Source organism: Pseudomonas sp. ADPe, from assembly GCF_014843515.1.
Taxonomy (GTDB): Bacteria; Pseudomonadota; Gammaproteobacteria; order Pseudomonadales; family Pseudomonadaceae; genus Pseudomonas; species Pseudomonas citronellolis.
Genome location: NZ_CP062122.1, coordinates 1,842,072 through 1,855,200, shown reverse-complemented (window position 1 = coordinate 1,855,200; position 13,129 = coordinate 1,842,072). Strand labels below are relative to the sequence as shown.

Genomic DNA, 13,129 nt, shown 5'->3' with positions numbered 1-13,129 from the left:
GCTCCTACGCGGCGGCGCTCAGAAGGCGTCGCCCGGCACCCGCACCCAGCCTTCCATGAGGATGCGCGCGCTGCGGCTCATGATGGCCTTGGTCACGGTCCATTCGCCGTCCACCTGCCTGGCCTCGGCGCCCACGCGCAGGGTACCGGAGGGGTGGCCGAAGCGCACGGCGGTGCGTTCGCCGCCTCCGGCCGCGAGGTTGACCAGGGTGCCCGGCACGGCCGCGGCGGTGCCGATGGCCACGGCGGCGGTGCCCATCATCGCGTGGTGCAGCTTGCCCATGGACAGCGCGCGCACCAGCAGGTCGACGTCGCCGGCCTGCACCTGCTTGCCGCTGGAGGTGCGGTAGTCCTTGGGCGGCGAGACGAAGGCGATCTTCGGCGTGTGCTGGCGGGTGGCCGCTTCTTCGGGAGTCTTGATCAGGCCCATGCGCAGGGCGCCGGCGATGCGGATCTTTTCGAAGCGCGCCAGTTGCTCGGGATCGGAGTTGATGTCTTCGCGCAGTTCGGTGCCCTTGTAGCCGATGTCCTCGGCATTGACGAACACGGTGGGGATGCCGGCGCTGATCATGGTCGCCTTGAAGGTGCCGACGCCGGGCACTTCCAGGTCGTCCACCAGGTTGCCGGTGGGGAACATCGAGCCGCCTTCCTCGCCGTCGTCGGACGGGTCGAGGAACTCCAGCACGATCTCGGCGGCGGGGAAGGTCACCCCGTCCAGCTCGAAGTCGCCGGTTTCCTGGACCTGGCCGTTGGTCACCGGCACGTGGGCGATGATGGTCTTGTTGATGTTGGCCTGCCAGATGCGCACCACGCAGGTGCCGTTGTCCGGGATGCGCTCGGGGTCGACCAGGCCGGCGTGGATGGCGAAGGCTCCGGCGGCGGTGGAGAGGTTGCCGCAGTTGCCGCTCCAGTCGACGAAGGCCTTGTCGATGGAAATCTGTCCGTAGAGGTAGTCGACGTCGTGGCCGGGCTGGCTGCTCTTGGACAGGATCACGCACTTGCTGGTGCTGGAGGTGGCGCCGCCCATGCCGTCGATGTGCGCGCTGTACGGATCGGGGCTGCCGATCACGCGCATGAACAGCTTGTCGCGCGCCGCGCCCGGCACCTGGCAGCGCTCGGGCAGGTCCTGCAGGCGGAAGAACACGCCCTTGCTGGTGCCGCCGCGGATGTAGGTGGCAGGAATCTTTATCTGGGGTTGCTGAGCCATGATTTCGTCCTGGCTGAGGGGATGAAAAACCGAAAAAGGCGCTGGAGGCTGAACGAGGGAGCGGCTTCTCGTTCAGCTTTCAGCCTCCAGCCTCCAGCGCTTTTCTCGAACCTGCGGTCTTAGGCTACTGCCCCCTTGAGGAAGTCCTTGGCGAAGCGCTGCAGCACGCCGCCGGCCTTGTACACGCTGACGTCGGCGGCGGTGTCGAGGCGGCAGGTCACCGGGACGCGGAGCACTTCACCGTTGCGGCGGTTGACCACCAGGGTCAGGTCGCAGCGCGGCGACAGTTCGCCTTCGATGTCGTAGGTCTCGGTGCCGTCCAGGCCCAGGGTCAGGCGCGTGGTGCCCGGCTTGAACTCCACCGGCAGCACGCCCATGCCCACCAGGTTGGTGCGGTGGATGCGCTCGAAGCCTTCGGCCACGATCACTTCCACGCCGGCCAGGCGCACGCCCTTGGCCGCCCAGTCGCGGGACGAGCCCTGGCCGTAGTCGGCGCCGGCGACGATGATCAGGTTCTGCTTGCGGTTCATGTAGGTTTCGATGGCTTCCCACATGCGCATCACCTTGCCTTCCGGTTCCACGCGGGCCAGCGAACCCTTCTTCACCTGGCCGTCGACCACGGCCATCTCGTTGACCAGTTGCGGGTTGGCGAAGGTGGCGCGCTGTGCGGTGAGGTGGTCGCCGCGGTGGGTGGCGTAGGAGTTGAAGTCCTCCTCCGGCAGGCCCATTTTCGCCAGGTATTCGCCGGCCGCGGAGCTGGCGAGGATGGCGTTGGACGGCGACAGGTGGTCGGTGGTGATGTTGTCCGGCAGGATCGCCAGCGGGCGCATGCCCTTGAGCGTGCGTTCGCCAGCCAGCGCGCCTTCCCAGTACGGCGGGCGGCGGATGTAGGTGGACATCGGGCGCCAGTCGTACAGCGGGCTGTCGGCTTCCTTCACGCTGCCCAGGTCGAACATCGGGATGTACACCTGGCGGAACTGCTCGGGCTTCACGCTGGCCGCGACAATGGCGTCGATCTCTTCGTCGGACGGCCACAGGTCCTTCAGGGTGATCGGGTTGCCTTGACTGTCGGTGCCCAGCGGGTCCTGCTCGATGTCGAAGCGCACGGTGCCGGCGATGGCGTAGGCCACCACCAGCGGCGGCGAGGCGAGGAAGGCCTGCTTGGCGTAGGGGTGGATGCGCCCGTCGAAGTTGCGGTTGCCCGAGAGCACCGCGGTGGCGTACAGGTCGCGGTCGATGATCTCCTGCTGGATCTTCGGCTCCAGCGCCCCGGACATGCCGTTGCAGGTGGTGCAGGCGTAGGCGACGATGCCGAAGCCGAGCTTCTCCAGCTCGGTCAGCAGGCCGGCTTCTTCCAGATACAGCCTGGCGACTTTCGAGCCCGGCGCGAAGGAGGTCTTCACCCAGGGCTTGCGCACCAGGCCCAGCGCGTTGGCCTTCTTCGCCAGCAGGCCGGCGGCCACCACATTGCGCGGGTTGGAGGTGTTGGTGCAACTGGTGATGGCGGCGATGATCACCGCGCCATCAGGCATCAGGCCGTGGGCTTCTTCGTCGCGGCCGGACTCCAGCTTGGCCTCGTCGGCGATGCCGCGCTCGGCCAGCGCCGAGGTCGGCAGGCGGCGGTGCGGGTTGGACGGGCCGGCCATGTTGCGCACCACGCTGCCCAGGTCGAAGCTGAGCACGCGCTCGTACTCGGCGGTCTTCAGGGCGTCGCCCCACAGGCCGAGGGTCTTCGCGTAGTTCTCCACCAGCGCCACTTGCTCGGGCTCGCGGCCGGTGAGCTTGAGGTAATCGATGGTCTGCTGGTCGATGTAGAACATCGAGGCGGTGGCGCCGTATTCCGGACACATGTTGGAGATGGTCGCGCGGTCGCCGACGGAGAGGCTGTCCGCGCCTTCGCCGAAGAACTCCACGTAGGCGCCCACCACGCGCTCCTTGCGCAGGAACTCGGTCAGGGCCAGGACGATGTCGGTGGCGGTGATGCCGGGTTGGCGCTTGCCGGTCAGCTCGACGCCGACGATGTCGGGCAGGCGCATCATCGACGGGTGGCCGAGCATCACGGTCTCGGCTTCCAGGCCGCCGACGCCGATGGCGATCACGCCCAGGGCGTCCACGTGCGGGGTGTGCGAGTCGGTGCCCACGCAGGTGTCGGGGAAGGACACGCCGCCGCGCGCCTGGATCACCGGGCTCATCTTCTCCAGGTTGATCTGGTGCATGATGCCGTTGCCGGCGGGGATCACGTCGACGTTCTTGAACGCGGTCTTGGTCCACTCGATGAAGTGGAAGCGGTCCTCGTTGCGGCGGTCCTCGATGGCGCGGTTCTTCTCGAAGGCCTCGGGGTCGAAGCCCGGGGCTTCCACGGCCAGGGAGTGGTCGACGATCAGCTGCGTCGGCACCACCGGGTTGACCTTGGACGGGTCGCCGCCCTGGTCGGCGATGGCGTCGCGCAGGCCGGCCAGGTCGACCAGCGCGGTCTGCCCGAGGATGTCGTGGCAGACCACGCGCGCCGGGTACCAGGGAAAGTCGAGGTCGCGCTTGCGGTAGACCAGCTGCTCCAGGGCCGCGGTGAGCAGCTCCGGCTCGCAGCGGCGCACCAGCTGCTCGGCCAGCACGCGCGAGGTGTACGGGAGTTTGTCCCAGGCACCAGCCTGGATCTCTTCGACGGCCGCGCGGGCGTCGAAGTAGTCCAGTTGTGTGCCGGGCAGGCTTTTACGGTATTGGGTATTCATGATGTTATTCATCGTTATTCAGGGGCGGTCCTTGAGCGGCACGAACTTCAGGTCTTCGGGACCTACGTAGTTGGCGCTCGGGCGGATGATCTTGCCGTCGATGCGCTGCTCGATGACGTGGGCGGACCAGCCGGCGGTGCGGGCGATCACGAACAGCGGGGTGAACATGGCGGTGGGCACGCCCATCATGTGGTAGCTGACGGCGCTGAACCAGTCGAGGTTGGGGAACATCTTCTTGATTTCCCACATCACGCTTTCCAGGCGCTCGGCGATGTCGTACATCTTGCTGTTGTGCTGCTCTTCGGAGAGCTGGCGGGCGACTTCCTTGATCACCTTGTTGCGCGGATCGGACACGGTGTAGACCGGGTGGCCGAAACCGATCACCACTTCCTTCTTCTCGACGCGGGCGCGGATGTCGGCTTCGGCCTCGTCCGGGTTGTCGTAGCGCTTCTGGATCTCGAAGGCCACCTCGTTGGCGCCGCCGTGTTTCGGGCCGCGCAGCGCGCCGATGGCGCCGGCGATGCAGGAGTACATGTCCGAGCCGGTGCCGGCGATGACGCGGGAGGTGAAGGTGGAGGCGTTGAACTCGTGCTCGGCGTACAGGTTCAGCGAGGTATGCATGGCGCGCACCCAGGACTCGCGCGGCTTCTCGCCGTGCAGCAGGTGCAGGAAATGGCCGCCGATGGAGTCGTCGTCGGTCTCCACGTCGATGCGCTTGCCGTTGTGGCTGAAGTGGTACCAGTACAGCAGCGCCGAGCCCAGGGAGGCCATCAGCTTGTCGGCGATGTCGCGGGCGCCGGGGTGGTTGTGGTCGTCCTTCTCGGGCTGTAGGCAGCCGAGCACGGACACCGCGGTGCGCATCACGTCCATCGGGTGGGCCGACGGCGGCAGGGTTTCCAGGGCGGCCTTGACGCCTGCCGGCAGGCCGCGCAGGGCCTTGAGCTTGGCCTTGTAGGCGGCCAGCTCGGCGACGTTGGGCAGCTTGCCGTGGACCAGCAGGTGGGCGATTTCCTCGAATTCGCAGCGGTTGGCGAAGTCGAGCACGTCATAGCCGCGGTAGTGCAGGTCGTTGCCGGTGCGGCCGACGGTGCACAGGGCGGTGTTGCCGGCGGCGGTGCCGGAGAGGGCCACGGATTTCTTCGGCTTGAAGGCAGTTGTGGTTTCAGTCGTGCTCATCGGTGTTTCCTCATCTTGGACTTTTAAGAGCCGATAAGAGCGCTGGAGGCTGGAGGCTGAACGAAGAGCGAGTCGTCCAGCCTCCAGCGCTTTTTTCGGCTTTTATCGGCTTTTATTTTTTGCTGGCGAAGAGCGCGTCGAGCTTCTGCTCGAAGGCGTGGTAGCCGATGCGGTCGTACAGCTCGGCACGAGTCTGCATCAGCTCGATGACGTTCTGCTGGTGGCCTTCCTGGCGGATCGCGGTGTACACGGCTTCGGCGGCCTTGTTGGCGGCGCGGAAGGCCGACAGCGGGTAGAGCTGGATGGCCACGCCGACCGAGGCCAGCTCGTCGCGGGTGAACAGCGGGGTGGCGCCGAACTCGGTGATGTTGGCCAGCACCGGCACGTTCAGCGCGTCGACGAAGCGCTTGTAGGTCGGCAGGTCGTAGGCGGCCTCGGCGAAGATGCCGTCGGCGCCGGCTTCCACGTAGCGCAGGCAGCGCTCGATGGCGGCGTCCACGCCCTCGGCCTGGATGGCATCGGTGCGGGCGATGAGGAAGAAGTTCGGGTCGGTCTTGGCGTCGGCGGCGGCCTTCACGCGGTCGGCCATTTCCTCGGTGGAGACGATTTCCTTGCCCGGACGGTGGCCGCAGCGCTTGGCGCCGACCTGATCCTCGATGTGCGCGGCGGCGGCGCCGGCCTTGATCAGGCTCTTGACCGTGCGCTCGATGTTGAAGGCGCTGGGGCCGAAGCCGGTGTCGATGTCCACCAGCAGCGGCAGGTCGCAGACGTCGGTGATGCGGCGCACGTCGGTGAGCACGTCGTCCAGGGTGTTGATGCCCAGGTCCGGCAGGCCCAGGGAGCCGGCGGCGACGCCGCCGCCGGAGAGGTAGATGGCCTTGAAGCCGGCGCGCTTGGCGAGCAGGGCGTGGTTGGCGTTGATCGCACCGATCACCTGCAGCGGTTTCTCTTCGGCAAGGGCGGTACGGAAACGCTGGCCGGGGGAAAGCAGACTCATGACTCACCTCGTTCGTTGGCTGTCTTGGCTTGGGCGTCCAGGTAGTGACGCTCGATGTTGCGCTTGGAGGCGCCGATGTGACGGCGCATCAGCAGTTCGGCCAGTTCGCCGTCACGGTCGGCGATGGCATCGAGAATGCGGTGGTGCTCGGCGAAGGCCTGGCGCGGCCGGTTCGGCACGGCGGAGAACTGCAGGCGGTACATGCGCACCAACTGGTACAGCTCGCCGCAGAGCATCTGGCTCAGGGTGCGGTTGCCGCTGCCCTGGATGATCCGGTAGTGGAAGTCGAAGTCGCCTTCCTGCTGGTAGTAGCCGCGCCCGGCCTGGAAGGCCTCGTCGCGCTCGTGGGTGTCGAGCACCCGGCGCAGCTCGTCGATCTCGGCCTGGCTCATGCGCTCGGCGGCCAGGCGGCAGGCCATGCCTTCCAGGGATTCGCGGATTTCGTACAGCTCGATCAGTTCGGCGTGGCTCAGCGACACCACCCGCGCGCCGACGTGGGGCACGCGCACCAGCAGCTTCTGGCCCTCCAGGCGGTGGATCGCCTCGCGCAGCGGGCCGCGGCTGATGCCGTAGGTGCGCGCCAGCTCCGGCTCGGAGATCTTGCTGCCGGGGGCGATCTCGCCCTTGACGATGGCCGACTGGATCTTGCGGAACACGTGTTCCGAAAGCGTCTCGCCGTCGCCTTCGACGTCGTTGGGCAGGAGCAGGGATTCGTTCATGGTGTCGACAATCCACATCAGGTGCGGCGAAAACTAACCCCCCTCGTTCGTGTGGTCAAGGGGATTGTCGACAATCGTCTAATGGGCCGACGAGTTATGCACAAAGGTTCCCAGGAATCCGGCGGATGGCGGAAAAGCCCGCGCGACGCGGCCTGGGCTGCGCTAGGCTGGGCGAAACCGCCACCGGAGACGAGCATGGGTGTCTACGACCGCTACCTGCTGCCACGGCTGATCGACTGCGCCTGCGGCATGGGCGAGGTGATGAAGCAGCGTTCGAAGCTGGTGCCGCGGGCCCGTGGCCGGGTGCTGGAGATCGGCATCGGCACCGGCTTGAACCTGGGTTTCTACGACGCGGGGAAAGTGTCGACAATCGTCGGCGTCGACCCGGCGGCGCAGATGCAGGGCCTGGCGCGCAAGCGCGCGGCGGGCATCGGCATCCCGGTGGAAATGGTGGCGCTGGAGCTGGGGCAGATTCGCGCCGACGCCGGCAGCTTCGACTCCATCGTCTGCACCTTCACCCTGTGCAGCATCCCGGACGTGCTGGCGGCGCTGCGGGAGATGCGCCGGGTGCTCAAGCCGGGCGGCGAGTTCCTCTTCTGCGAGCACGGCCTGGCGCCGGATGCCGGCGTGCGCGCCTGGCAGCACCGCCTGACGCCGATCTGGAAGCCGCTGGCCGGCGGCTGCCACCTGGACCGCGACATCCCGGCGCTGATCGAGGCCGGCGGTTTCCAGATGCGCGAACTGAGCCGCGAGTACCTGCCGGGGCCGCGGCCGATGACCTATGTCTACAAGGGGATGGCCGACTGAGGCCGCTTCAGGCCGGCACCGGGCCCAGGGCCATCACCCGCAGGATATGCACGCTGCGGATGAACAGGTCGGCCACCGGGCCGCGACGGTCGGCGCGGCAATCGTCCAGGCGCACCAGGCTGGGGGCGCAGCCGGCCAGCAGGTCGAAGTAGTCGCGCAGTTGCATGCGTCCGCGCAGGCGATGCGGGCGCTGGGCGTTGTCCAGGGTTTCCAGTTCGACCCAGAGGGTGTCTTGATCCGGTTGCATGGTGGGCTCTCGCACGGCGCTGCTGCCGAAGGCTGCGTAGGAAGTTGCCGAAGATTCCTCTGTGACTGACGCCGTGACGCCCGGTTCCCCGGGCGCCGATGAATCGTGGCGATATTCAGCTTCGGTTCAGCCAGGCCCGCGCAGGTTTCGGCGCGGCGCCTAGGCGGCTGCGTCGCTGTCGTCGGTGCGGACCACCCAGCGGATGTTCACCCCGCGGATGAACAGGTCGCTCTGGCCATGCAGGTCCGTCAGGCGCACCAGGGCGGGCGTGTCGCCCAGCAGCAGGTCGTGGTAGTCGTTCAGGCTGATGCGCCCGCGCAGGATGCGCGGGGCGTGGTTGGGCAGGTGGGTTTCGAGTTCCACCGGCAGGCTGTCGTGATCGTGGGGCATGGCGGGCGCCGCTGGGTGCAATGAGCCCGCAACTGTAGGTTCGGCCCGGCGCCCGGCCTAGTGGAGATTCACCGCTGCTTCTGTAGGAAAAAGCCTGGGTTGCGTGTCGGCTCAGAGACCTTCGTCGTCGCGCACCAGCACGCAATGGCAGCCGTCTTCCTCTTCGTGCCAGTCGTGCAGGAAGTACATCTGCACCTTGTCCGGGCTCGGCATCACGGCGACGAAATCGCCGATCTCCGGGACGAAGAAGGCCTTGCTGCCGGGCGCGGCCTCGCACTCCACCAGGGCGTTGAAGAAGGCCGCCGGGTCGGCATCCTCGAAGAACGCCTCGCGCTCGGCGGCGTCCCAGTCGGCGGGCGCCTCGAAGGGGCCGAGAATGAGCACCCTGGCGTCGCCCAGGTCCAGCTCCTCGGCGTCCGGGTCGTTGTCGTCGGGGCGGTAGAAGCAGGCATCCACCGCCTTCGCATCGGCCAGAATGGCCTGGCGCGCGGCCAGGCGCCGCTGCGGATCGACGCCGGCGTCGGCGCAGAGCTGGTTCCAGAAGGCTTCGGATTTTGCGGACATGGGGCGGCTCCGGCGGGGCGGCGATGGGAAAGGCGGGTAGTGTCCCGGAGCTTGCGTGGGAGTGCAATGCGGCAGGCTGGAATTAACCAAGTTGCCAAATGGCCGGGGTTTGTCTAGCCTTGCTCGATGGAGAAATCGGCACCCCATTGCCGTCTCGATCGAGTCAAGTCGCTGCTTGCCCAGGGCAGGGTTCGCGCGACCTATTCCGCGCTCTCCGGCGGCGCGGCGCTGGGGTTGGACTTCGCCGGCATGCTGGCGGTCATCGAGGCCCTGGCGCCCCGCGATTTCCACAAGAGCATGACGACTCACGCCGATCATCGGGTCTGGCAGGACGTCTACCGACCTTCGACCGCCGTGGGGCGGATCTATCTGAAGTTGACCGTCATAGACGATGTGCTTGTCGTGTCCTTCAAGGAGCTATGAGCATGAAATGTCCCCTCTGCGGTGGAGCCGAACTGCTCCACGAGACCCGCGACCTTCCCTATGCCTACAAGGGGGAGAGCACCCTGATAACGGCTGTGCGCGGTGAGTTCTGCCCGGCCTGTGGCGAGGCGGTGCTGGACGCCGAAGAGTCGGCGCGGGTGAATGCCCAGATGCTGGCCTTCAACAAGCGGGTGAACGCTTCGATGGTCGATCCGGGATTCATCGCCGCGGTACGCAAGAAGCTGGCGCTGGACCAGCGCGAGGCCGCGGAGATCTTCGGTGGCGGCGTGAACGCGTTCTCCCGCTACGAGAATGGCAAGACGCGCCCGCCGTTGGCGCTGGTCAAGCTGCTCAAGGTGCTCGACCGCCATCCCGAATTGCTGGAAGAGGTGCGCGCGGGGTAAGGGGCGTCTCCTGCACCTTCCGGCAAATATGACACCCCGTAGGATGGGTTGAGCGAAGCGATACCCATCACCACGACCGCATGGGTTTCGCAAGCTCAACCCATCCTACGAGGGCTGTGCCGATGGAGGGTTCGGTGCAATGGATCGGACAATCGCGGACGGAGTCCGCTCCTACGACCGTGCTTCCCTGGAGCTACGCCAACCCGTATTTCTTCACCTTGTCGAACAGCGTGGTCTTGGCCATGCCCAGTGCCACGGCGGCTTGGCTGAGGTTGCCGGCGTGGCGTTCCAGGGCGCTTTGCAGCAGGCTGCGTTCGAAGGCTTCCACGGCTTCGGCGAAGCGCGGTTCGCTGGCGTCCGGGCCCTGGCCGCCGCCGGTCAGCACCGGCAGGCCGAGGGCGAAGCGTTCGGCGACGTTGCGCAGTTCGCGCACGTTGCCCGGCCAGTCGTGGGCCATGAGGCTGGCGGCGGTGGCGTTGTCGATGGCCGGCGCCGGGCGGTCGAAGCGCAGCGAGGACTGCTGCAGGAAGTGCTCGAAGAGCATCAGGATGTCTTCGCGTCTTTCCCGCAGCGGCGGCAACTGCAGGGTGATGACGTTGAGGCGGTAGTAGAGGTCGCTGCGGAAGCTGCCCTCGCGGCCCATGGCGGCGAGGTCCGACTTGGTCGCGGCTATCACCCGGCAGTCCACCGGGATCAGCTGGTTGGAGCCCAGGCGTTCCAGCTGGTGTTCCTGCAGCACCCGCAGCAGCTTGACCTGCAGGTTCAGCGGCATGCTCTCGATCTCGTCGAGGAACAGGCTGCCGCCGTCGGCGTGCTCGATCTTGCCGATGCGCCGCTTGCCGGCGCCGGTGAAGGCGTGGGCCTCGTGGCCGAAGATTTCGCTGTCGATCAGGCTTTCCGGCAGGCCGCCGCAGTTCAGCGCGACGAAGGCCTTGGCCTGGCGCCGGCTGTAGTCGTGCAGGCAGCGCGCCACCAGCTCCTTGCCGGTGCCGGTCTCGCCCTCGATGAGCACGTTGGCCGAGGTGTCGGCGACGTTGGCGATCAGCTCGCGCAGCGCCTGCATCGCCGGCGAACGGCCGATCAGCCGGGCCTCCAGGGCCTGGCGCCCGGCCAGCTGGCGGCGCAGCTGGCCGATCTCGCGGCTGAGCCGGCGGTGCTCCAGGGCGCGCCGCGCCACGTCCACCAGGCGTTCGGGGGCGAAGGGCTTTTCCATGAAGTCGTAGGCGCCGTCGCGCATGGCCTGCACCGCCATGGCGATGTCGCCGTGGCCGGTGATCAGCACCACCGGCAGCTGCGCGTCCTTTTCGCGCAGGCGGGCCAGCAGCTGCAGGCCGTCCATGCCGGGCAGGCGGATGTCGCTGATGACGATGCCGGGGAAGTCGGCGCCCACGCGCCGCAGCGCTTCCTCGGCGCTGGCCACGCCGTCGCTGTCGATGTCTTCCAGGGCCAGGGCCTGCTGGCAGCCGAGCAGCACGTGGGGGTCGTCCTCGACCACCAGTACGCGGAGTTTTTCGTCGCTCATGGCGTGGGTTCCTGAGTGGGCAGCAGGGGCAGGCTGAGTTCGAAGGCGGTGCCGCCGGCCTCCGGGTGGGCCACGCCGAGGCTGCCGCCGGCGGCGGTGGCGAGGCTGGCCGAGAGCGTCAGGCCCAGGCCCAGGCCGTGCTCGCCGGGCTTGGTGGTGAAGAAGGGTTCGAACAGGTGCTCGCGGGCATCCGGCGGGATGCCCGGGCCGTTGTCGCGCACCGTCAGGTGGTATTGCGCGCCCTCGGCGCGGCCGCTGAGCCAGAGCTGGCGGTCGGCCTGCGCGCTCATGGCGTCGAGGGCGTTGGCGATCAGGTTGACCAGGATCTGCTCCAGGCGCGTCTGGTCGATGCCCAGGCACACGTCGTCGAATTCGCGGTGCAGGACCAGCGGGCAGTCCTTCAGGCGCACCTGCAGCACCCGCAGCGCGGCGTCCACCGCCTTGCCCAGGCGCGCCTGGCCGTGGTCGTCGGCGCGCCGGGCGAAGGCGCGCAGGCTGGCGGTGATGCGGCCCATGCGGTCGACCATTTCGTTGATCGCTTCCAGGTTGCTGCTGGCGATGTCCAGGGCGCCGCGCTGGAGGAAGCGCACGGTGTTGCCGGAGAGGGTGCGCAGCGCCGCCAGCGGCTGGTTCAGTTCGTGGGCGATGCTGGTGGACATCTGCCCGATCACCGCCAGCTTGCCGGCCTGGACCAGGCGGTCCTGGGCCTTGCGCAGGGTGTCCTCGGCCTGGCGGCGCTCGCGGATCTGCTCGCGTAGATGCTGGTTGCTGGCGCGCAGGTCGGCGGTGCGTTCGGCGATGCGCCGCTCCAGTTCGTCGTTGGCCTGCTGCAGCGCCTCGCGGGCGGCCAGGCGGGTGGCCAGGACCTTGCGCCGCTCGTTCCAGGCGATCAGCAGGAACGCCAGCAGGGCGAAGCCCACCGCGGCCAGCACGCCGTGGATCATGGCCTCGCGGCGCACGTCCTGCAGCGGGCTGAGCAGGGTGAAGTCCCAGGGGGTGTCGTTCAGGCGGCGGCTCTGCTTCAGGTACAGGCGCTCGGTGTGCTGCTCGCCGCTGGCGTCGCGGTCGCGGAAGCCGATTTCCTCCACGCCCTCGCCCAGGGCCCGGCGCGAGCTGGGCTGCCATTCGTTGAGCGCCCACCAGTAGTACTGCAGGCTGCGCGCCAGGCGCTCCTTGTCAGCGGCGCTGAGCGGGCGCACCGCCTTCAGGCGCAGCTGCGGGTTGCTGGAGAGGACGATGATGCCGTTCTCGTCGCTGACGAAGGCCTGCAGCTGGGCCTTCTCCCAGCGTTCCTCCAGGGCCTCCATCTTCACCTTGACCACCGCCACGCCGACGATGCGCCCGCCATGCACCAGGCCGTGGGCCAGGTAGTAGCCGGGCTCGCCGACGGTGCTGCCGATGCCGTAGAAGCGCCCCGGGCGGCCCTGCACGGCGTCCTGGAAGTAGGCGCGGAAGGACAGGTCCTCGCCCAGGTAGCTGTCGGCGTCCTGCCAGTTGCTGGTGGCCAGCACCCGGCCGGAGGTGTCCAGCAGGTAGATGGCGCGGCTGCCGGCGCGGCGGTTGAGGCCTTCGAGGTAGGCGTTGACCAGGTCGCGGCGGTCGGACGTGGGTTCCAGCAGCAGGCGGGTGACGTTGTTTTCCAGCTCCAGCAGGCTGGGCAGGTAGGTGTAGCGGCTGATCTCGCTTTCCACCCCGCGGGCGTGCAGTTCCAGCTGACGCTCGCCGCTGGCGACCAGGGCGCGGGTGCCAGCGCCGGCGCTGACCAGGTAGCCGCCGTAGCCGAAGCCGAGCATCAGCAGGATCAGCGGAATCGGCAACAGCAGGTTGCGCACGAGGCTCGGCTTCACGTTCGGCGGTGGCAGGGTCAATGGCTGGGCGGGCATTGCATCACAGTCGTCGGAAGCGGGCCAGCCCGGCGCCGGGTGTGGCGACGGGCGTGGCGACG

13 protein-coding genes are annotated in these 13,129 nt (G+C 67.9%); 3 read left to right on the top strand and 10 right to left on the bottom strand.

What is annotated here, in order from left to right; translation table 11 throughout:
• Nucleotides 1-18: 18 nt before the first annotated feature.
• From prpF to IG194_RS08385, 5 genes are all read right to left on the bottom strand, one after another.
• The gene (gene prpF, locus IG194_RS08405) at nt 19-1,206 is read right to left on the bottom strand and encodes a 2-methylaconitate cis-trans isomerase PrpF (RefSeq protein WP_058487420.1); all 1,188 of its coding nucleotides are present in this window, start codon (nt 1,204-1,206) and stop codon (nt 19-21) included.
• A 119-nt stretch (nt 1,207-1,325) separates the two neighbouring features.
• Nucleotides 1,326-3,935 carry a Fe/S-dependent 2-methylisocitrate dehydratase AcnD gene (acnD, locus tag IG194_RS08400; protein ID WP_058489657.1) on the bottom strand — a complete coding sequence of 870 codons (2,610 nt, stop codon included), beginning with the start codon at nt 3,933-3,935 and terminating at the stop codon, nt 1,326-1,328.
• Nucleotides 3,936-3,953: 18 nt separating this feature from the next.
• A complete protein-coding gene (gene prpC, locus IG194_RS08395; RefSeq protein WP_058487419.1) occupies nt 3,954-5,111 on the bottom strand; it encodes a 2-methylcitrate synthase in 1,158 nt (385 codons plus the stop codon).
• Between the two features lie 112 nt (nt 5,112-5,223).
• Nucleotides 5,224-6,108: a methylisocitrate lyase gene (gene prpB / locus IG194_RS08390; RefSeq protein ID WP_009615988.1), complete on the bottom strand. Its 885-nt coding sequence runs from the start codon at nt 6,106-6,108 to the stop codon at nt 5,224-5,226.
• Entirely contained in the window at nt 6,105-6,827 is a 723-nt protein-coding gene (locus tag IG194_RS08385; RefSeq protein WP_009615989.1) for a GntR family transcriptional regulator, read from the bottom strand. Before IG194_RS08385 ends, prpB begins: the two co-directional genes overlap by 4 nt.
• A gap of 195 nt (nt 6,828-7,022) precedes the next feature.
• On the opposite strand from IG194_RS08385, the gene IG194_RS08380 reads away from it, so the two are divergent.
• The gene (locus IG194_RS08380; protein WP_058487418.1) at nt 7,023-7,634 is read left to right on the top strand and encodes a class I SAM-dependent methyltransferase; all 612 of its coding nucleotides are present in this window, start codon (nt 7,023-7,025) and stop codon (nt 7,632-7,634) included.
• 7 nt (nt 7,635-7,641) lie between these two features.
• On the opposite strand, the gene IG194_RS08375 is transcribed toward IG194_RS08380, so the two are convergent.
• From IG194_RS08375 to IG194_RS08365, 3 genes are all read right to left on the bottom strand, one after another.
• Nucleotides 7,642-7,881 carry a hypothetical protein gene (locus IG194_RS08375; protein ID WP_009615991.1) on the bottom strand — a complete coding sequence of 80 codons (240 nt, stop codon included), beginning with the start codon at nt 7,879-7,881 and terminating at the stop codon, nt 7,642-7,644.
• A 159-nt stretch (nt 7,882-8,040) separates the two neighbouring features.
• Nucleotides 8,041-8,271 (bottom strand): hypothetical protein, encoded by a 231-nt coding sequence (locus tag IG194_RS08370; RefSeq protein WP_009615992.1) that lies wholly within the window; start codon nt 8,269-8,271, stop codon nt 8,041-8,043.
• Between the two features lie 111 nt (nt 8,272-8,382).
• Nucleotides 8,383-8,835 (bottom strand): hypothetical protein, encoded by a 453-nt coding sequence (locus IG194_RS08365; protein ID WP_058487417.1) that lies wholly within the window; start codon nt 8,833-8,835, stop codon nt 8,383-8,385.
• A 126-nt stretch (nt 8,836-8,961) separates the two neighbouring features.
• On the opposite strand from IG194_RS08365, the gene IG194_RS08360 reads away from it, so the two are divergent.
• Nucleotides 8,962-9,258 (top strand): type II toxin-antitoxin system MqsR family toxin, encoded by a 297-nt coding sequence (locus IG194_RS08360; protein WP_058487416.1) that lies wholly within the window; start codon nt 8,962-8,964, stop codon nt 9,256-9,258.
• 2 nt (nt 9,259-9,260) lie between these two features.
• Nucleotides 9,261-9,662 carry a type II toxin-antitoxin system MqsA family antitoxin gene (locus tag IG194_RS08355; RefSeq protein ID WP_058487415.1) on the top strand — a complete coding sequence of 134 codons (402 nt, stop codon included), beginning with the start codon at nt 9,261-9,263 and terminating at the stop codon, nt 9,660-9,662.
• Between the two features lie 193 nt (nt 9,663-9,855).
• On the opposite strand, the gene IG194_RS08350 is transcribed toward IG194_RS08355, so the two are convergent.
• Nucleotides 9,856-11,184 (bottom strand): sigma-54-dependent transcriptional regulator, encoded by a 1,329-nt coding sequence (locus IG194_RS08350; protein WP_058487414.1) that lies wholly within the window; start codon nt 11,182-11,184, stop codon nt 9,856-9,858.
• A complete protein-coding gene (locus tag IG194_RS08345; RefSeq protein ID WP_058487413.1) occupies nt 11,181-13,067 on the bottom strand; it encodes a sensor histidine kinase in 1,887 nt (628 codons plus the stop codon). The genes IG194_RS08350 and IG194_RS08345 overlap by 4 nt, the downstream gene beginning before the upstream one ends.
• Between the last annotated feature and the right edge of the window lie 62 nt (nt 13,068-13,129).